Genomic DNA, 19,020 nt, shown 5'->3' with positions numbered 1-19,020 from the left:
CTTGCTCTGCGCATAATGAAAAAAACGCCACTAGCGGATTGCAAGTGGCGTTTTTTTTACTCATAGGTGTCGAGAAAAGCACGTAACGCTTGTTTATCGACGATTTCCAGCCCCTGTTCACCTTTACGAATTAACGCTTTATCCATCAAAGTTTTAACTGCCCGGCGATATACCCGCCCTGAGGTTCCAAACCGTTCTGCCTCTTGGTTGACTTTGTCAAAGCCGGTTAGCGATGGACTGGCTTGCTCTTGCATTAGTAGATCGTAGGCGATGTTGTAAGTGATAGGGTGGAGCAGGCGGCTGGTATAGATATCCAGCGAGTCTTGATAATCATCTGCGAGTGCTGAGGCAAAAAAGAACAGCATCTCTGGTTGTTGTTGAAGCTGCTCGCTGAGCTTCTTAATGCAGATAATATCGACTTGCATATGCTCATCTGATACTACGCTCCATTGGCACGGTGTTTGAGTAAAAAACTCCATTTCACCAAAGATATGGTCATCGCAGTTGGCTTCTCCCAGTTGGAAACGACGTCCATTGGCTGCCAAGATACTCATTGAAACACGACCAGCAGGAACCACATAGATATGATCTAACGGCTCCCCTTGGGTTAAAATTGCTTCTCCAGCGTTGAAATAACGACTCCCCACTTGGCACTGATAGATAAAATCACGAAATGCTCTGCTTCTCTGTTCCAACAGGGTTTTAAATCGGCCGGTAAGGTAGGGTTTAATTCTCATAACTTCTCACGTTTTTGGGGCGGTAATGCGCAATTGAGCAAGGCTTTTGGCGTGCAACTTTTCTATTTTGATATTTGTCACACATCCTAGTGAAATGGTGCATCTTCCTTGAGTTATATGCGGTTTTGCAGGACAAATGTCCTCCCGCGAGCAAGAACATCTCACCTAAGATTGGCCTAGTTTAAACACATTATTGTCAGACTTCGATATGCCTAGCGTTGAACTGGTGAGGTTTTCACCGTCCAATCGTTTGCTGCACGATCGTAAACTCTGACTTGCTGAACCTAGTAGAGGATCAATTCATGCTTAAGCAGCCTCATATTGGCGTAGATGAAACCCAGTTAGCGCCTTTGGTGATTGTTTGCGGTGAACCTGACCGCGCCAACCGCATCGCGGCACTCTTTGATCGTGCCGAAATGGTCTCTGAAAATCGTGAGTACCGGATTTTTACCGGTGAATATAAAGGAGTGCCTGTCTCTGTGTGCAGCACTGGTATTGGTGCGCCCTCGATGATTATTGCTGTGGAAGAGCTTAAGCAATGTGGTGTTACCCATGTGGTACGTGTTGGCTCAGCTGGCGCGATGCAAGTCGGCATTGGTTTAGGCGAGCTGATCGTTGCTGAAGGTGCGGTGAGAGATGAAGGCGGTTCAAAAGCGTATGTTGAGCCTGCTTATCCTGCCTATGCCAGTTTGAGTTTATTAAAAGCATTAGAGGGCTACTTAGCTAACCAGTCGATACCTCACTATTTTGGTGTAGTGCGCTCCCATGACAGTTTCTACACTGATGATGAAGAAGCGATTTGCCAATATTGGAACAAAAAGGGCATTTTGGGCGCCGATATGGAGACCTCAGCTTTGTTTGCTGTTGGTCGCCTGCGCGGTTTACATGTGGCGTCTATCTTAAATAACGTGGTGCTTTATCAGCAAGATGTGAAGCAAGGGGTAGATCAGTACGTCAACGAAGCTGAAGTGATGATGCTTGGCGAAAAGCAAGCATCATTGGCGGCTCTTGAAGCGTTGATCATGCAGCGTTAACCACACCAACTTACAGGCTCGCTCCCACGGTATTGGAAATGATTGCAGGGAGCGAGTTAACTTCCAAGTTGTGAGCGGACAATTTCTTCATTTACCCAGTTTAACAACTGTTTTATTGCGCGAGACAACACCTGATTTTGTCGCACTATATAGCCAAGACTGGTGGTTGGAAACTGCGGTAGTGGCGTGATTTTGGTTTTTAAGTTCAGTTTTTGATGCAGAGAAAACTCCGGTACGATCGCCACCCCAAACCCTGCTTCTGCCCAATCAATTTGCGCGTCCACACTGCCTACTTCCATGATGCGATATTTTGGTAAGTTTAAGGTGGGTAGCGCGAGATCGAGTAAGTCGCGTGTTCGAGTATCGTGGCCGAGCAAAATTAGTGTCGGTTCTTCTTGCTTGCTTTCCCATTGACCTTGTTGCCATGCTTGCAAGCCATCGCCTAATGCACACCATTTGATTTGCTGAAGCTCGGTAAAGTGCAGAGGTTGGCTCTCTTTTTGTGCCATCACAAAGCCTAGATCCGCTTTAGCGCTTTTGACCAACTCTGCGGCTTGTGAAGAGGTGGTATTGAGCAATGAAAAATCGATGCCGGGAAACTCTTTCTTAAACAACTGAAAGGGTGAAATAAGCAGTAAGCGCGAGATAATATCACTGGCGGCGATAGTCAGAGTACCTTGGTCTAAATCATTGATAGCGTTGATATCGGCTTGGCAGATTTGCAATTCCATCAAAGTGCTTTGTGCGCTTTTTAGCAGACGTTCACCGGCCTGAGTGAGGCGAAATGGGTTCCGCTCGATAAGCTTGACTCGTGTAGCCTGCTCAAGCTGTTTGATATGCAAACTCACATTCGGTTGCGTCATATGCAGCTCGTTGGCCGTTTTGCCAAAGTGCTCTAAACGAGCCAAAACAACAAAGGTATTAAGCCAGTTGAGGTCTATCATAATTATCCTCGCTAGGGTTCTATGCCGATCGCAAAAATCATCATAATCCCATATGAAATCCTTATTAGGGTTATAACGATTATTAATTTTTCTTATTTTGAGCGGATGTTTAGGATAAGTCCATCGCTTTTGAGGAGAGTTAATTATGTCGTCTATTGTTGTTGTTGGTGCAAACTGGGGTGATGAAGGTAAAGGTCGAATCGTTGATTATTTGGCAGACCAAGCTTCAGCAAGTATCCGTTTCCAAGGTGGTAATAACGCAGGTCACACTGTTGTAAATGACTTTGGTACATTCAAACTACACCAACTACCAAGCGGCGTATTTAACCCAGACTGTATTGCAGTTCTTGGCCCTGGCATGGTGATTAGCCCAGCTTCTCTGTCGCAAGAAATTGCAGAAGTGGAAGAGTCAGGCGTAAAAGTAAACCTATGCATCTCTGACCGCGCGACACTGTGTCTACCGCTGCACGCGCTAGAAGATACGCTAGAAGAAGTGCGTCTAGGTGACAAAGCTTACGGTTCAACTCGTCAAGGTATCGCACCTGCATACGGCGACCGTGTCATGAAAAAAGGCATCCTTGTTGGCTGGCTAAAACAGCCTGAAGTATTGGTTGAGCGCATCAAATTCTGGATGGACTGGAAACTGCCTCAACTGCGTGCGCTATACCCAACATTCGAATTTGAGCAAACTGCACAAGAGATGGCAGATTGGTTACTCGAAGTATCAGCGCCTTGGCGTGATGCTATCTGCAACGTAACGCTACCGCTAAAAGAGCTGCAAGCAAACAAGCAAACGCTATTGTTTGAAGCTCAGCTAGGTGCGGGTCGTGACCTTGTGTATGGAGAGTACCCATGGACCACATCATCTAACGTGGTTTCTATGTACGCAGGTATCGGTAGCGGCCTACCAGCCCTTCGTCCTGAGCGTGTTATTGCGGTAGCAAAAGCATTCAGCTCATCAGTCGGTACCGGTACGCTAATTACTGCGATGGAAGAGCAAGATGCATTCCGCGAACTGGCTGGCGAATTTGGTGCAACTACAGGTCGCCCTCGTGATATGGGTTACTTCGATGCAGTTGCAACTAAGAACGGTGTTGAGCTACAAGCGGCAACCGAAATTGCACTGACTAAAGTTGACTGTCTCACTGGCCTTAAAGATCTTAAGATCTGCGTGGGCTACGAAGGTGAACACAGTGAAAACCCAATTTGGCCACAAACCGCTGCACTAGCACCAATCTACGAGAAGATGGAGAGTTGGAGCGAAGACATCACAGGCTGTCGTCAATTTGAAGAGCTACCACTCGCGGCGCAAAAATACGTATTACGTATTGAAGAGCTAATGGGCGTGCCAGTGAAGATGGTTTCAGTTGGCCCAGGCCGTGAGCAGATGATCGTACGTTAATTATCAACAAAGAGTTTAATCTAGTTGCTTTAAGTGAGCTTAAGAGACAGCTAGGAAGAATAAAGGAGGCTGACCATGGATGGTTGGCTTTCTTTCTATTTGGGGGATGGTAAAACGAAAGGGCTCACCTTGTCTCTCTTAGTTGAGCGGACTCATTCATTCTAGTACAGGATGGTATAGCGAGTTAAGGGTAAGGGCTAAGCCATATAAATCCACAGGTGGCGCTGTGTCTTTCTCATTTCTAGCGGTTAAAAGCTTGTGGCTTTGCCCTTGTTCTCTGAGTGTGCTTTCTAATCTAGGAAAGCTTATTTCAGCAGTTGTTGTCACTGTGATTCGACAGACGAGAGGATTGTCTGAAGAGTGGGTTGACGAATGAAGCGTAAGCTTCAAAACCATCAAAAAAATACAATAAACTCGCCTACCTGAGAATTATCTTTGCCAGTAATACTGCCCATCGATGTTGCTTCACAGAAAGAAAAGTCTAAATCTAGTTCACTTAAAGGGCTATTTGCCAGCACAAGTCGCTGTAAAATATCACTATTAAGTTGATGAATGTTCGCACTCCAAGTTGTATTGTTTTTGAAAATATTAAATGTAATTAGCAATCGTATACCTATTTATTAAATGTTGAATTAGAACGAGTTTTTTGAAACCAAAATCTTTTACGACCGATTGAACGTGCCATATTATTTTTCCTATTTTTAAAGTTAAGTTTAATTAGTTGCAGTCGAGACAAAGTCGACAAGTATGTACTCAGAAGATATACGAATTGAGGTAAGGCGATCGGTTACGCCCCCGCTCTTACAAAGAGTGGAGATGTGATCAAGCGATACCAATAATCAGTGCGATAAATTGGGCACTGTAGGTAGATCAAACGAGTATGTATACCATGTATAAAATTTCGGGAGGGTTTTGTTTCCCAGCATTAGTGTGCGGGGAGCGTATCTATCAGATAATATTCACAATACAGCCAAAGTGACGGAGCTTCGCTGTTTTTACTTTACGCTTTAGACCGAATCGTCGGCCTGCAAAACCATCGCAAATAATAGAGTTAATCGATTTTCTATTATTCCGGAAATCAATGCGCTGAACTTAAAGAATCATTCTTTAATATAGATATGAGGGTATTTCAGGGAGTATCTTGCTAGGGATGCCTCTGGAAGACTTACTATACTTTAACAACTCAATTGTCAGAGCAAGGCGGCAATATACACCTTTTAAACTGAATTGCTAGCGTTATTTTTAAAATATTTTATTAAATTTTTTCTAAGTGTACGACTAAGATGTAGGTTAAGCATAAGAACAATAGAGATAAGCATATGAAAATAGTCAAGGTTGATAGCAGCAATGAGCATGTTTTTGCCAACCTGTACCAAGGTTACGCTGCCGAATTTTCTCGTATTATTGATGACAAACCTGATGAAAATGGGCTGTTTGAAATCTACCCTCAGTTAGGTGACAACGTCACGGGGTTTTTGCTTTATGTGGATGGTGTACCAGCAGCTTTAACCTCTATTGCTGAAAAAGCGCCACAACAGTTCGACATCTGTGATTTCTATGTGGTGCCTTATTTCCGCAAAAACAAAGTAGGTAAGCAGTTTATCTCGAAAATGTTCGATAACTTGCGAGGATCTTGGGAGATCAAGCAGGTAAAAGGTGCTGATCATGCGGTTAAGTTTTGGCGCGATGTCGTGAGTGACTATGCTCAAGCTGGCAATATTCAAGGTGATTGGAACGAAGACCAGTATCAGGATGATAAATGGGGCATGGTGACCAGACAGTATTTTACCGTTAAGTAGGTGACTTGTTATTGAGCAGGGCATCCCAGTTAATGGGATACCCTAGCTATTTTGGCGTTGTTAACTAAGCACTTTTCTGCATATGTTGTGTACGGTACTGCACGATATCTTCAATCGTCAACACTGGCATATCATGTATCTTTGCAAACGCAACTATTTCAGGTGCTTTTGCCATTGTGCCGTCTGGGTTGGTTAACTCACATAACAAACCAGCGGGTTGTAGCCCTGCTAATGTCACCAAATCAATCGTACCTTCAGTATGACCACGACGAGTTAAAACACCGCCTGCTCGGGCGCGCAGTGGGAAAACGTGACCAGGGCGAGCGAGATCGCTTGGCTTGGCATTCGCAGCAACAGCCGTTTTTACTGTGGTTACGCGATCTTGTGCAGATACACCCGTTGTTACCCCTTCTTTTGCCTCAATGGACACGGTAAATGCGGTTTGGTTTGCACTGTTGTTATTCTCTACCATTGGTGGCAGTTCAAGTTGATTGGCGTGTTCTTCGGTCAAACATAGACACACAATGCCGCTGCACTCGCGGATCATTAGAGCCATTTGCGCAGATGTTAGGTGCTCAGCTGAGTAGATGATATCGCCTTCATTTTCACGATCTTCGTCGTCTAGCAGCATAACGCCATGGCCATTTTTAAGCGCTTCGATAGCTTTAGTTACGCGTGTGATTGGGTCGCCAAATTCGGCAAGTAGTGATGTCTGATTCATGGTTAACTCCTATTCATTACCAGAATCAGGGCTCATTGGGAGGGATAGAACACAATGCAAAATGCACCAGCTCGCGGCAGGCATTGTCTGCCTTTGATCTGGTGTGTTACTCATTCTCTCTCATCCGGACTATAACCGTCGGCTCTGGCTTCTCACCAGATCTGCTGACCTCGATAAATCGAGCGCTCGCGGGCTCATCTACTAAAGATATACCGCCGGTAGGGACTTTCACCCTGCCCTGAGAATTACAAATTTAGATTATTGCCTAAGTTAGGCAGCTGAAAGAGTATTACAAATGCGGTTGCTCTGGCAATAGCGTGGCTAGTTTCTGGTTATTTGTTGTTAATCAAAGTAGTTTGTTGAGGATATTGGATACCTTCTGCTGTCCGTTTTTATGATGATATGTGCTTATTTTAGTGAGTGGCTTGAAGTGACCTTTCCACATCCGGCACAATAGCATTGACGTTCGCCACTGAGTTGATAGGAGTAGAAAATGATGGTAGTAGCGAGATTTTCATTTCCTCATGAGGCGCAGATTGCCAAATCTAGCTTAGAGGCAGCGGGAATAGAATGTTGTATAGCCGATGAACACACTATCAACACACAATGGCTTTATTCGAATGCAATTGGTGGTGTGCGACTATTGGTCGACGAGGAAAATGCTGAGCTTGCTCAATCAATCCTTGCGACAGACTTTTCAGATGCCGTGGATGAGAGTTTGGAGATGGGCTCTTCTACTGAGAGTTGTCCCAACTGCGGAAGCCACCATTTGCTCCCCTTTACACAGGGTAAACGCTCTGCTTTTGTGGTGTTTATTCTGCTCGGCTTTCCATTGTTTTTCTATAAGCATGGCTATCAATGCAAAGATTGCGGCAAGTTTACACCACGAGCAGAGACTAAATAGTGATCGCTTGGAAGCTGCCATTAGAGGGCTACGAATGGCTTGTTCATCAGGTATGGTATTTACAAGTCGAACAAGATGAGCAAATTGATCCTAAGCCACATTTGATTCCAAATGCCCGTGCCCATCTGCTTTTTACACCAGAACAGCAAAGCTATAGTTATGATGATGGTAAACGGGTACTTTCTGGAAGTGGAAGTCACTTGCTGACAGCTAACGATCAACTACTCTTGCTTGATGATCAGCCACCACTCAAAAGAATTGGGGTTACCTTCCGCCCAGAGGCTCTTTATTGTCTGAGCGCTGAAGGTGTGCAATCTACCAATCAATGCCAATGGTTTGATTGGCTTACGCCGCTTTTTGATCAAACGTTTCAGCAGTCTCTTTGGATGACAACCGATGAGCCTAAGTTGCTGCTGGAGAAGATTAAACAACAGCTGGACAGACTTCATATTCAACCAAGCCAAAGCAACGCATTTAAGCTCGCGCAAAAATCGGTCGCGTTAGTTGAGAGCCAGCATGTGTTGGAGATTGAATCATTGGCTCAACATTGTGCTTGTTCGCGCAGAACGCTGGAACGAAGCTTTAAAAAAGTCACGGGGCTAAGTGTTAAACAGTACCTACAGATGATGCGTTTGGAGCAGATGATTATTGCCATTTATCAGCAAGAAGAAGAGATTGATTGGACTGAATTTTCCCAGCAGTTTGGTTTTAGCGATCAGTCTCATTTGATTCGCACTCTAAAGCAGCAATTGCGCAAGACGCCATCAAACTACCTGAGAAAACGCGATTTAACTATCGATATTTACGGCGACTTTGAATGATCGATATACGCGAATAATTGTCGCAAAAATTCAATTTGTTGTCGGAACTCTTTGTTACTATTTGCCGCAAATAGAGGCGCAGTATACCAAGCGCTAGGAAAGGTAAAAATGAACACTCCCAACACCAGCAAATATACAGAGCTTAAACAGGGCAACGCAGTAGCTTTTGGCGATGATTTGACTATCGCACTGATTCAACCATCTGATCTTATTGATATCATTGCGATGCTAAACGATGAACGAGTCAACCAGTACCTGTTTTTTGCACCGGCCGACAATAGCTTCTATGAAGGGTATTTTAATCCACTTATAGAAAGCACCCAACATGCGATAGAGTCAGGTAATTGGGCTGAATCTCTAGTCTTTGTAATTAGAGATTCGGCTGGAAAATATATGGGTATGACGGCAGTGACCTCAGTGATGTTCCTTACGGGGAATTATGAAGTGGGCTATCAGCTACCCTACCATGCTTGGAGGCAAGGTATCGCTACACGTGCTTGTCAGCTAATGGTGGATATTGGTTTTCATCAGCTTGGTGCTCATAAGATTTCCGCAGATTGCTATGCATCAAATGTGGGCTCGTACAAAACGTTGGAGAAATGTGGTTTTGTCGCCGAGGGATGTCAGAAGGATTATTACAAAACTGAGCATGGTTTTGATGACAAACTTTATTACGGTCTCACTCAAGCCGCTTTCAATGCTCGATAGCGGCAAACAGCATGATTTTACCTTTGGTATCACCAAGATTAAGTTAAAATTAGGACTTCTTGCCAACGTGCTAAGAGTCTTTCGATAATAATAAGAGGTGAAACATGGCTAAGATTGAATTCGCGACTGGCGCGCTTGATGCGCAAACACATCTAGAACTGACCAACGGCCTTGAATCTCATAGCCAAAACTTAGCGGCGCCGACCTATAACAAACAGCATTTCAATTGGACGTTAAGAGACGAGCAAGGCAAGTTAATTGCAGCGCTTACCGCCGACTTACTTTGGGACTGGCTATACATTAGCGAGCTATGGGTTGATGAAAGCTGCCGTGGCTGTGGTATGGGTAGCCAATTGATGCAGCAAGCGGAACAGTACGCGCAAGCTAATCGGCTGACTGGTCTGTGGCTCTGGACACAAAGCTGGCAAGCACCGGATTTCTACAAACGCCTTGGGTTTGAAGAGTTTACCACCTTTGACCATTTCCCTGTTGGACACCGACGCATCGGCTTACGAAAAATGCTTCTAGGCTCAGAAGATGGTTCGACTCAGGGGTGATGTGGCTCATTTTTGACTGAATGTTCGTGCGTTCCCTTCTTTGCTGGGCAGTTTTTTGCTCAGCAAGCAACCTTTTGCTCAGCTTGAGCAACTTTTTCACTTCTATTGACCATTGTGTTCCCCCAACCAATTGATAAATAACAAAAGCCATATTGGCACGTGTTTTGATTTAACTGCTTCTGGTCTAATGAACTTTGGCGACTGACTTGACTTGCCATGACAGCAGCAGTGGAACAGCGAATCGGTCGATTTTAAGGCAACGCAATGCCAAGCTGCAGACCAAAGACTACTTCCGGCTCTGATAACTGACTAGGGTTTTCGGGCCAATATTCAGCTTAACCAGTGTGAAGGGGGATCTTTGCGCAGGTTTCTGTTCGTGGAAAAGAAGGCGCATAGGATGGCAAAGCTCACATTCACTCTCACTGTTGAAGGTTTACCGCAAGACACATTTGTTGTAACAGGATACCAAGGAAAAGAGTCGGTTTCACAATCGATGTTTGAGCAAACACTGCCTTGCTATGGTTTTCGTTACCATATTGATTTGGGTAGTCGGCAGCAGGGGATTTCGGCGCAACAGGTAGTCGACCACTCCGCGATGTTAACCATCAAGGTTAATGGCGATCCGGTTCAATATGTACACGGGGTCGTACGGCAGTTTTCTCAAGGAGAAATTGGTCATCACCACACATTGTACTCGTTAACATTGGTGCCAGCCCTCGAGCGCCTTTCGCTTCGACAAAACAGCCGCATATTCCAACAAAAAACAGTTCCTGAGATTATCGCGATTCTTTTGCAAGAGATGGGAATTGAGGATTTTAGTTTTGCTATGACTGGAACGTCAGCAATGCGTGAGTTTTGTGTTCAGTACAGAGAAACTGATTTGGCGTTTGTTCACCGCCTTAGTGCCGAAGAGGGATTGTGCTACTACATTGAGCAAACTGATGTGAAACACTCGGTAGTTTTTGTTGACGATACCAGCCTAGTGACCAAGTTTTCCGAACCCATTATTCACAATAGTTTGTCAGGGGGCGTCACTGATCAACCTTATATTTCAAAGTTCTCGATAACCCATCAGGTTGAGCCGAGTCGCCTTGAAATGAAAGACTACAGTTTTAAAAAGCCCAGTTACGGTTTTGTGCAACAACAGATTGGTTCGGACTTGAGTTCTCAGCACGATCAATATGAGCATTATGACTACCCTGGACGCTATAAAGAGGACGGTACGGGCAAGACGTTCAGTCAGTATCGCTTAGAGTATTTACGCCGAGAGTCGCACGTGGCAGAGGGTAAGAGCAATCACGTTGCTTTGCAAGCTGGGGTGAAGTTCGATCTGATTGAAAACTTGGACACCGACGCTAATCGTGATTGGTTTGTAGTGGAAGTGATTCATTACGGCTCACAACCACAGGCTTTAGAAGAGGAAGGAACTCACGGTGCGACTACCTATCACAATCAGTTTAAAGTCATTCCTGCCAATTTAAATTGGCGTTCACAGCCCCAGCCTAAGCCGCGAGTTGATGGTCCTATGATTGCGCTTGTGGTTGGCCCAGAAGGGGAAGAAATCTATTGTGATGAGCATGGGCGTGTAAAGCTCCATTTCCCTTGGGATCGTTACTCAGCAGGGAATGAGCAAAGTTCATGCTGGGTTCGAGTATCACAGGGTTGGGCAGGTGGGCAGTATGGTTTTATGGCGATCCCTCGAATCGGCCATGAAGTGATTGTTGAGTTTCTTAATGGCGACCCAGATCAACCGATTGTCACGGGTCGCACATATCATGCTACTAACACACCACCATACCCCCTGCCTGATCACAAAACTAAAACAGTATTGCGTAGTGAAACTCACCAAGGAGAGGGCTTTAATGAACTCAGCTTTGAGGACCAATCAGAGAGCGAGAAGGTCTATCTTCATGCCCAGAAAGACTTTGATGTCGACATTCTTAATGATCACACAACACACATCAAACACGATAAACATTTGTTGGTAGAAAATGACCGCTTTACTCAAATTGAGCACAATCAGCATTTGGTTGTTGAAGGAGAAAGCTGCAGTAAAGTGACTCAAGACAACACGGTGGTTGTTGAGGGGAGTTTGCACCAGAAAACCGCAAACTTAGAGTCTCTTGATGCAGGTATGGAGGTGCACCTACAAAGTGGTGCCAAAGTGGTGATTGAAGCTGGCGGAGAACAAACATTCAAAGTCGGTGGGAATTTTGTCAAAGTGGATGCCTCCGGGGTGACGATTACGGGCGCGAATATCAATCTTAACTCTGGTGGTGGTGCCGGAAGTGGCAGTGGGTTTGGGGGCAAGATAGCGGCCTTGCCAAACGGTGTTGAATCGCCACCGCCACCACTATCAGTCACGCCAAATTTTGCCGACGCAATATTACGCTCAGCTCAGATTGGGATGTATATAGTCCCTATTTGCGGCCAGCAAGCGGATGGCTCTTGTACGTTAGGAGAAGAGTGTCGATGCAAAAAATAGATCCCGAACGGATTTTTCGTTCAGTGAGTCGTGACTGTTCATTATTTTTACTGGTAGATATCAATCAATATAGTGAGCCGCAAAACTTGCTCCGACAGCTTGAAGGGCTGGAAGTCAGACATTTGTTTGTTGGTACGCCGTTTAGCCAACTCATAATACAAAGTCCAAGACTGGTTGAACTCTCATTGCAATGTACGGATTTGCTAAATGACGTATGCCGTCAACTTTCGGGTTGTATTGTAGCCAGTCATCTTCCTATTGATAAGCTGAATCAAGATCTTGGAAAAATGTTACTCGCTGATCATGAAAGCGATGGAAAAGTCTATTTACGTTTTTTTATGCCTGCGATGGCGAGAGTGATATTACAGGATTCGAAGCATACACATTGTTGGCCTAATTGCTCTCGTTTGTGGCTACCTGACTATAGAAGAGAACATTGGGATGAGTTTGAACTTAATGACATTAATAAATTACAGCCTCTCTCCATCAGCTCGCACACTGAGCAGTCGCTGAAAGCTGAACATCTCACCTATCATTTGGCCAGAACCAAACACTGGATTAGCAAACCAATCGAGACAGTCAAGCAAGCTATGCAATCATTGGCTCTATTAGCTGTGTTGGATTCGCTCACTGTGCGAGAACTGAATCAGTGGTCAGAGTTTATGGCTAACAATTCAGAGCTACTTAAACCCGCATCTTGGTTTTCACTTTTACACCAACCAATATCCAAACAAGAAAAGTGGCAGAGGGCTATTGCGTTGAATGACAGAGAAAGAGAGTTAACACATGACTGAGAAAATAAAAGAACTTCCTTTGCCGAACGATAGGGAGATCATATCGTCGACACCACTTAACTCGTCAATACCAACTGAGGTATGTCTTCTGTCGCAAGTGACTAAAAGGTATAAAGATATCGCTTACTTTGTGGGTAGTAAGAAATTTTACTTATTATCGGAAGATGCGTGTGATTTTCTTGATAAGGCAGAGGAAAAACTCACTCAAGTTATTGAGAATCAGGGCAAAGATAACTTAAGAAATGCGTTAGCAGAGGCAGGTGTTATTGATGGTTTGGCAAATGTCGACCCAGCAAGTTTTCTTTCGGCGCAAGATAAAGTTGAATATGACAAGGCTAAAGCTTGGTTGGATGATATCTTGACCCATAAGCAAGAGTTTTACCAAACTCAGATCTTTGAAACATATCAAGCACATATAGAATGGGAAAAAATCAAAGCGCCATACCAACGTACTTTCCGAGACTTAGTCGAAAAAGGGCGTAACGCGGCAGTTGAAGCTGGTTATCTGTGGGACAGAGGCAGACTATTTTCTCCTAGAGAAGCAAAAATAAAAAAGTACATCGCACAATATAAACAAGCGAAAAAAGTATTTTACGATAATCGCGAAGTTACCCCCCAAGAGCAAGTTGAGCAGTTAAAGCAGCGAATTGATGTCATTAAGGGGCTGCTAAAAAGTACTTTTCGCGCTTATCACATAAAAGATGCAGCAGAGTGGCACTTACTCGATAAGCAAAAAGAGCTAGAAGAAAAAGAACCCAAACTCAATCAGCTTTTGGAGTCTATAAAATACTTAGCAATGGTGGGTATCGCCACGCCGGAGTACGCTCTTGGGCAGATTGATGGTGAAGATGGACATGCTTTATTAGCTGAGTATCACCAATACTTAATAGACGCAGAGAAGATTAACCAGCATTTAAGAGAAAGGTTAATGTCTTTAAGTAAATCGTCGGATCACTACTCTATTCCGCCTAAAGATATTTTAAGTGAAGAGTATGAAGAAATTAAAAAGCTGAGAAGGCAAGCTAAGAAACTCCACCAAAGTGCTCAAGTTGTGGTACTACAGATGGATAACCCATGTTTTCTACTTTGGAATCCTTCCGATTACAAAGAAAAACCAGATGACCGAATATATACCGCCAATTTCCCTTTAAGAGAGTATCTAAGGGGAGAGAAAAATCCCAAGTATAGCATGGGTAAGTTTGCTGGTTTGCGTTATTTTAGCTATCAGCACCTTGGCGTGCCCGAAGGCAGTAAAAGTCACACTCGGCCAAATTGGTCCCCTGTTGTCGAACCTGATTTGGCTTTTCAAGCCGCCATGTACCAATACGTGGATGTTATTTCTATCGAAGAGACTTGGTTCAGTGATAACGGGTTACTCAATTATGAGGCTTTAAAAGATGATTTGACGAACAAGGGGATTCACATTGATTCATTGGGTGAAGATTTTAGCCAAGCCCCCCAATGGCAAGAAACTTTAGAAAATATACTCTATTCAGAGGAGCTCGAAAAACGAGTTGAACCTTATGATAGTTCGCTACAAGCTCAGTTTTTTCGTTTTGCGACAATGGAAATCAAAGCGGGGCCAGAATACAGTGAGAAAACTGAGTTTGCGATCGATCTCGTCGCAGATGAAGAGGGCAACAGGCAAAGTTCGAGTGTTTCAGAGCGGAAAATAGAGCTAAAAGCCGAAGCCATACTCGCAAAAGGTGAGATCAATATTGTTGAAATGCTCAGTGGTCGTAAGTATCTCTATTATCCTGCTGCTGAGGATTTACGTCCGGATCAAGAAGTGCCAATCCAATATTTTGATAAAAACCAGCGGCAGGAGACGCAGTTCTGCTTTGGCGCGTTGCAAAGCCGCATGGGGGTCAAGGCCTACGGTTTTGCAGGGGCTAACTTTGCACTTTGCGGGGCTGTAACCAGAGATGGCCTTGGTTTCAAATTGCCAGAATTATACCAGACACGCGCTATTTCCGATGAGGTTGATCATAGTGTTGATGACAGTGCAAACGAAGGTAAAGGAGTTTTCCCGAGCTTTGTTGAAATGAAGGCAGAAGCTCATTTGGGCGTCGAGATTTCTTGCTATATAGATTGGCATCTGCCTAGTGGTGATTATGATATCCCAGATTACATTCTTGAGGACAAACCTGGACCAGTGACATTGGTTAAAATAGCTGGTAAAGCTGAGCTTGCAAAAGAGATTCAAGCGCCTATTTATTTAAGGATTAAAGATAAAAAAGTACGCATCGGTATTAAGGTTGGCAATGGTGCTGGAAAATTCACCATAGAGGGTGATATTAACCCTGATTCTCTGAGTGCATGGGTATGGCAGTTCCAGCGTTTACTCCGTAAATGTAATTATCGCCGTATGGAAGTAGTCGATGACGAAACATTTGCAATGATGAGTAAGTTCAGCCGTTGCATGTTATACGCTCAAATTGAGATCGGTGTCTTTTTAGCAACTTGGAAAGACGCACTTGATAACGTATTAAGCCTCTTTGATACCGACCGCGCTGGCATGGTAGCCTACACCTTATATACAGGGCAGGAAAAATACCTGATGGAATGGATTCGCTATATGCCACCAGAAGGGCTAGGACCTTTAATTGGGACTTTGTTGGAAGAGCCTTCATCAACGAAAATACTTGAAGATCGTGGTGTACTAACTGACTTTACCAGAGACGAAGTATTAGCAATGCAGCAAATTGCGCTGGCTAATATTCTTCGCTGGTTGGCAACAGACTTAGATCGACCTACGATTGAACGTCTAGTAGAAGAGGCTTTTGCTAGAACCCAAAATCATCCTTACTCGGTCATTAAAGAGTGGCGTTTACTCGAGTTTAAACGAGTAAAAGAGGTTATGTTTGATTTTTTAAAATTAACTCCAGAATTAGATAACAACCAGTTTGAACTTAAGCGAGACAGGAAAAACTTGCTTGCTAGTGTAGAGAGCAATTTAGAAGCTATTACCCACAAGTTATATAAAGAAGTAAGAGCTAATGTTCATGGGTATCAACAAGATCTGTTGAGGAAAACACAAACGGATATTACCCAAGGATGGAGGGTGCAACTTTGATCAAACGGATTATATATAAGTTAATTTTATTGCATGTCACTGTCTTGGCTGCGGGTTCATTCTCTTTAAATGCAGCGGAAGAACCATTAGAGATAGCGCCGCAAAGAGCTTATGAAAAAGGAACATTGCTTTTTCAGCAAAACAAATATACTGAGGCAAAACCGTTTTTATCTCAAGCTCTAGATCATGGCTATCCATCAGCGGGTTTAATGCTTGCAGATATCTATAAGACGAATATTTTTGTACAGACGAAGAAGGAAGCTAAGTACTTATTGAAAGCCGCTGAGTTAGGCAATTTTATCGCTATGTTTCGACTAGGTGGATCGCGTTCTATACATACGAATAGTAAAGAATGGGATGAAAAAGTGATACCTGAGATTAAGCGGTTTGCGAAAAACGGTAGCCCTTACGCAATGCGATTGATGCATGCTCTAGCGACCGATGAGGAAGAATCTGATCAGTGGTTAAAGAAGGCAGCTGATGCAGGGGACGCGTACTCACAGCATAAACTTGCAAAGCGTTACAAAAATGGTGAAGGGTGGTTTTTAATTCCCGGGAAAAGAGAACGAGAGGTTGAACGACTATTTAAAGCCTCAGCGGATTCTGGTTATCGGGAAGGGATGTTGAGTTACGCGTATCATCTTCTCAAGAATGGAAATGATAAAGAATATAAGGAGATATTTGATCGCCTGCTAGAATTAGGTGATGCAAAGGTTATTCTGGCTCTATCCATAAATTACTTAGATGATGGAAAATATGATTTAGCGGCTTATTATAGCAAAATATATTTGATGTCTATGGGAGGGGAAGAATTAAAGAGCAGTTATCGTACCGTTCAATCAGTTTACGATGAAGCGATCATTGAACTTAATGAAGAGCAAATTTCTTTTGCTCACGACAGGGCTGAAGATTATCTTGCCACTCATACCGTCCATTACCAAAAGCGCATCGAAGAGTATGAATACACGCTGGAATCGTTAAAACAGCAAATTAAATAATGGATGTTAAGCAGGATGCTAACTAACCTATCGATATATTTAAAATCACTACTTATTGCCGTTTTCCTCTTCTCGACGATATCGGTATATGCGGAAAAAGGGGAAGTTAACTTAACGTCAGAACAAGCCTATCAGCGTGGTACTCTGCTTTTTCAGCAAAATAAATATGATGAAGCAACCCCATATTTAGTTTATGCAACAAAAAAGGGATATGCTGGTGCCGCTTTAATGCTCTCAATAACCTACAACACAAATATTTTTGTTCAGACTCCTAGAGAGGCTGAATATGCCCGCAAAGCAGCAGAGTTAGGTAGTGTGATTGGTGCTCTTAAGTCAGATAAGTACAACTCTAATTTTTCAAAGAACAGTGATGCTAGCAAAGGTACGCTACCTAAATTAGTTTCACTTGCCAAAGAAGGTAATGCGTTTGCGATGCGTCAGGTTTATAACTGGACCGATGATAGGGGCGATGGATTCGATTGGCTTAAGAAAGCAGCAGAAGCAGGCGACCCCGTATCTCAGCATGAATTAGCAAAGCGGTACCGAGATGGTGATGATTGGTTTTTAATTCCCGGGAAAAGAGAACGAGAGGTTGAAAGACTTTTTAAAGCCTCTGCAGACTCTGGCGATCGGGAAGGGATGTTGGCTTATTCTAAATTACTGAAGCAAAAAAAATGATGTGCAAGGTTACACGAGCATAATGAAGCAACTAGTAGATATGGGTGACGCTAAAGCGATCTATAGTCTGGCCTCTACTAATAGAAGGGAAAATAACAACAAAGTGGCGGCATATCACTATAAAATATTTATTGAATCAATGGGTGAAGGGGTAGGAGAAGACCGCGTTACATATAGTACAGCCCGTGATATGTATAAAATGGTTACGGCAAATATGCTAGGTGATGAAATAGAACAAATAGAACGAGATGTTAATGAGTATTTGCAATCTCACGTCGTCCATTACCAAAAGCGCATCGAAGAGTATGAATACACGCTGGAATCGTTAAAACAGCAAACTGCCGATTTAAATGCTCGTTAAGCAGGACGCTAACTAACCAACCATTGCGGCTTAAGGAAGCAGTAAAATACAGCCAGTTTGTAGCAATTAGATTGATAAACGCAGTGTTAATAGAGTACGCTATAATGCTGCGTTAATTTTACCGCACTAGCTGTTGCAGCAGCTTTAACTTTTAAAGAAAGGTAAAATATGAAGTCTCCTAAGTCACTTCCAACTTCTCATCAAGCACTACTAGAACAACTTGTTCAGGTACTTTCTCAAGATAGCCGAATATGTGGTATTGGTTGCAGTGGTTCCTTTGCCTCTGATTCAATGGATCAATATAGCGATTTGGATTTAGTTATTGCAATTGAACCTGAACATTATCGAGAAGTGATGGCGCAACGCTTTGAGATTCTGAATCAGTTTGAGCAATTACTAGCCGCGTTTACTGGAGAGCATGTTGGTGAACCGCGATTAATTGTTTCAATATTCGGCGGCACTGAACTGCTGCATGTCGATTTTAAGTTTGTCGCTCTGCCGGATGCAGCACAGCGTGTTGATGACACTCAAGTACTTTGGCAGAAAGAGTCAATGTTAAGTGATGTATTTGCCACTGCTGAGCCACAATATCCACAACCTAATCCGCAGTGGATTGAAGAGCGTTTTTGGATATGGACTCATTATGCAGCAACGAAAGTTGCGCGAGGAGAGTTTTTTGAAGCGCTCGAGTTCATCTCATTCTTACGTCAGAATGTACTTTCTCCATTAGCGCTCAAGCAAGCAGGATTAACGCCGTCAGGCGTTAGAACCATCGAGAAAAGATTGCCGGAGTTTAGTGCAAAGTTACTTGAGACAGTTGCAATACCTGAGAAAGAGTCTTTGATTTTTGCCTTAAAGCAGTGTGTTGTTCTCTACTTAGAGTTACGCCAAAACGAAGAAGTTACGGTTAACGATAAAGCCAGAGAAGCGTGCGTAGGCTACCTGAGTGAGTTGATTTAATCATTAAAACTGACACTAAAAACACCCTTGGTATTGCCAAG

At 43.6% G+C, this 19,020-nt stretch carries 17 protein-coding genes and 1 riboswitch; of the genes, 14 read left to right on the top strand and 3 right to left on the bottom strand.

Annotated features, from left to right (window positions below; all coding sequences use genetic code 11):
* Positions 1–56 precede the first annotated feature (56 nt).
* Positions 57–737, bottom strand: coding sequence for a Crp/Fnr family transcriptional regulator (locus GZK95_RS21570; protein WP_075705730.1), 681 nt, complete (start codon positions 735–737; stop codon positions 57–59).
* Between the two features lie 302 nt (positions 738–1,039).
* Between GZK95_RS21570 and GZK95_RS21565 the strand changes: the two genes are divergently transcribed.
* Complete coding sequence (locus GZK95_RS21565; RefSeq protein ID WP_075712859.1) at positions 1,040–1,771, top strand: nucleoside phosphorylase; 732 nt, start codon at positions 1,040–1,042, stop codon at positions 1,769–1,771.
* A 56-nt stretch (positions 1,772–1,827) separates the two neighbouring features.
* Here GZK95_RS21565 and GZK95_RS21560 read toward each other — a convergent pair whose 3' ends face one another.
* Positions 1,828–2,715 carry a LysR family transcriptional regulator gene (locus GZK95_RS21560; protein ID WP_075712861.1) on the bottom strand — a complete coding sequence of 296 codons (888 nt, stop codon included), beginning with the start codon at positions 2,713–2,715 and terminating at the stop codon, positions 1,828–1,830.
* A gap of 145 nt (positions 2,716–2,860) precedes the next feature.
* On the opposite strand from GZK95_RS21560, the gene GZK95_RS21555 reads away from it, so the two are divergent.
* Positions 2,861–4,117, top strand: coding sequence for an adenylosuccinate synthetase (locus GZK95_RS21555; protein WP_075705727.1), 1,257 nt, complete (start codon positions 2,861–2,863; stop codon positions 4,115–4,117).
* A 1,319-nt stretch (positions 4,118–5,436) separates the two neighbouring features.
* Positions 5,437–5,916 carry a GNAT family N-acetyltransferase gene (locus GZK95_RS21550; protein WP_075713043.1) on the top strand — a complete coding sequence of 160 codons (480 nt, stop codon included), beginning with the start codon at positions 5,437–5,439 and terminating at the stop codon, positions 5,914–5,916.
* A gap of 64 nt (positions 5,917–5,980) precedes the next feature.
* Here the strand turns inward: GZK95_RS21550 and ribB are convergent, their stop codons facing one another.
* A complete protein-coding gene (gene ribB / locus GZK95_RS21545; RefSeq protein WP_075705724.1) occupies positions 5,981–6,637 on the bottom strand; it encodes a 3,4-dihydroxy-2-butanone-4-phosphate synthase in 657 nt (218 codons plus the stop codon).
* Positions 6,638–6,745: 108 nt separating this feature from the next.
* A riboswitch (FMN riboswitch) is annotated at positions 6,746–6,887 on the bottom strand.
* 243 nt (positions 6,888–7,130) lie between these two features.
* Here ribB and GZK95_RS21540 point away from each other — a divergent pair.
* From GZK95_RS21540 to GZK95_RS21490, 11 genes are all read left to right on the top strand, one after another.
* On the top strand, positions 7,131–7,541 hold the full coding sequence (locus tag GZK95_RS21540) for a putative signal transducing protein (RefSeq protein WP_075713045.1): 411 nt from the start codon (positions 7,131–7,133) through the stop codon (positions 7,539–7,541).
* Positions 7,541–8,362 (top strand): helix-turn-helix domain-containing protein, encoded by an 822-nt coding sequence (locus GZK95_RS21535; protein ID WP_075713047.1) that lies wholly within the window; start codon positions 7,541–7,543, stop codon positions 8,360–8,362. Before GZK95_RS21540 ends, GZK95_RS21535 begins: the two co-directional genes overlap by 1 nt.
* Before the next feature lie 108 nt (positions 8,363–8,470).
* On the top strand, positions 8,471–9,070 hold the full coding sequence (locus GZK95_RS21530) for a GNAT family N-acetyltransferase (protein ID WP_075713049.1): 600 nt from the start codon (positions 8,471–8,473) through the stop codon (positions 9,068–9,070).
* A gap of 104 nt (positions 9,071–9,174) precedes the next feature.
* The gene (locus GZK95_RS21525; RefSeq protein ID WP_075713051.1) at positions 9,175–9,627 is read left to right on the top strand and encodes a GNAT family N-acetyltransferase; all 453 of its coding nucleotides are present in this window, start codon (positions 9,175–9,177) and stop codon (positions 9,625–9,627) included.
* Positions 9,628–10,024: 397 nt separating this feature from the next.
* On the top strand, positions 10,025–12,112 hold the full coding sequence (gene tssI, locus GZK95_RS21520; protein WP_075713053.1) for a type VI secretion system Vgr family protein: 2,088 nt from the start codon (positions 10,025–10,027) through the stop codon (positions 12,110–12,112).
* Positions 12,100–12,906 (top strand): DUF4123 domain-containing protein, encoded by an 807-nt coding sequence (locus GZK95_RS21515; protein WP_075713055.1) that lies wholly within the window; start codon positions 12,100–12,102, stop codon positions 12,904–12,906. The genes tssI and GZK95_RS21515 overlap by 13 nt, the downstream gene beginning before the upstream one ends.
* The gene (locus tag GZK95_RS21510) at positions 12,899–15,982 is read left to right on the top strand and encodes a hypothetical protein (protein WP_075713057.1); all 3,084 of its coding nucleotides are present in this window, start codon (positions 12,899–12,901) and stop codon (positions 15,980–15,982) included. The genes GZK95_RS21515 and GZK95_RS21510 overlap by 8 nt, the downstream gene beginning before the upstream one ends.
* Positions 15,979–16,980: a tetratricopeptide repeat protein gene (locus tag GZK95_RS21505; protein ID WP_216350090.1), complete on the top strand. Its 1,002-nt coding sequence runs from the start codon at positions 15,979–15,981 to the stop codon at positions 16,978–16,980. The genes GZK95_RS21510 and GZK95_RS21505 overlap by 4 nt, the downstream gene beginning before the upstream one ends.
* Positions 16,981–16,995: 15 nt before the next feature.
* Entirely contained in the window at positions 16,996–17,658 is a 663-nt protein-coding gene (locus GZK95_RS21500) for an SEL1-like repeat protein (RefSeq protein WP_083626126.1), read from the top strand.
* Positions 17,659–17,680: 22 nt separating this feature from the next.
* The gene (locus GZK95_RS21495) at positions 17,681–18,019 is read left to right on the top strand and encodes a hypothetical protein (protein ID WP_083626124.1); all 339 of its coding nucleotides are present in this window, start codon (positions 17,681–17,683) and stop codon (positions 18,017–18,019) included.
* A 168-nt stretch (positions 18,020–18,187) separates the two neighbouring features.
* Entirely contained in the window at positions 18,188–18,979 is a 792-nt protein-coding gene (locus tag GZK95_RS21490) for a nucleotidyltransferase domain-containing protein (RefSeq protein WP_075713865.1), read from the top strand.
* Positions 18,980–19,020 lie beyond the last annotated feature (41 nt).

This window comes from Vibrio panuliri (assembly GCF_009938205.1).
GTDB classification, from domain to species: Bacteria; Pseudomonadota; Gammaproteobacteria; order Enterobacterales; family Vibrionaceae; genus Vibrio; species Vibrio panuliri.
Note: the sequence above shows the minus strand (reverse complement) of the source record. Positions and strands in the feature narration are given on the sequence as shown.

Coding starts and splice junctions, on each gene's coding strand:
- tssI (WP_075713053.1), top strand. CDS start 10,025: ATGGCAAAGCTCACATTCACTCTCACTGTTGAAGGTTTACCGCAAGAC.
- GZK95_RS21515 (WP_075713055.1), top strand. CDS start 12,100: ATGCAAAAAATAGATCCCGAACGGATTTTTCGTTCAGTGAGTCGTGAC.
- GZK95_RS21500 (WP_083626126.1), top strand. CDS start 16,996: ATGCTAACTAACCTATCGATATATTTAAAATCACTACTTATTGCCGTT.
- GZK95_RS21550 (WP_075713043.1), top strand. CDS start 5,437: ATGAAAATAGTCAAGGTTGATAGCAGCAATGAGCATGTTTTTGCCAAC.
- GZK95_RS21510 (WP_075713057.1), top strand. CDS start 12,899: ATGACTGAGAAAATAAAAGAACTTCCTTTGCCGAACGATAGGGAGATC.
- GZK95_RS21560 (WP_075712861.1), bottom strand. CDS start 2,715: ATGATAGACCTCAACTGGCTTAATACCTTTGTTGTTTTGGCTCGTTTA.
- GZK95_RS21495 (WP_083626124.1), top strand. CDS start 17,681: ATGAAGCAACTAGTAGATATGGGTGACGCTAAAGCGATCTATAGTCTG.
- GZK95_RS21525 (WP_075713051.1), top strand. CDS start 9,175: ATGGCTAAGATTGAATTCGCGACTGGCGCGCTTGATGCGCAAACACAT.
- GZK95_RS21530 (WP_075713049.1), top strand. CDS start 8,471: ATGAACACTCCCAACACCAGCAAATATACAGAGCTTAAACAGGGCAAC.
- ribB (WP_075705724.1), bottom strand. CDS start 6,637: ATGAATCAGACATCACTACTTGCCGAATTTGGCGACCCAATCACACGC.
- GZK95_RS21565 (WP_075712859.1), top strand. CDS start 1,040: ATGCTTAAGCAGCCTCATATTGGCGTAGATGAAACCCAGTTAGCGCCT.
- GZK95_RS21540 (WP_075713045.1), top strand. CDS start 7,131: ATGATGGTAGTAGCGAGATTTTCATTTCCTCATGAGGCGCAGATTGCC.
- GZK95_RS21555 (WP_075705727.1), top strand. CDS start 2,861: ATGTCGTCTATTGTTGTTGTTGGTGCAAACTGGGGTGATGAAGGTAAA.
- GZK95_RS21570 (WP_075705730.1), bottom strand. CDS start 737: ATGAGAATTAAACCCTACCTTACCGGCCGATTTAAAACCCTGTTGGAA.
- GZK95_RS21490 (WP_075713865.1), top strand. CDS start 18,188: ATGAAGTCTCCTAAGTCACTTCCAACTTCTCATCAAGCACTACTAGAA.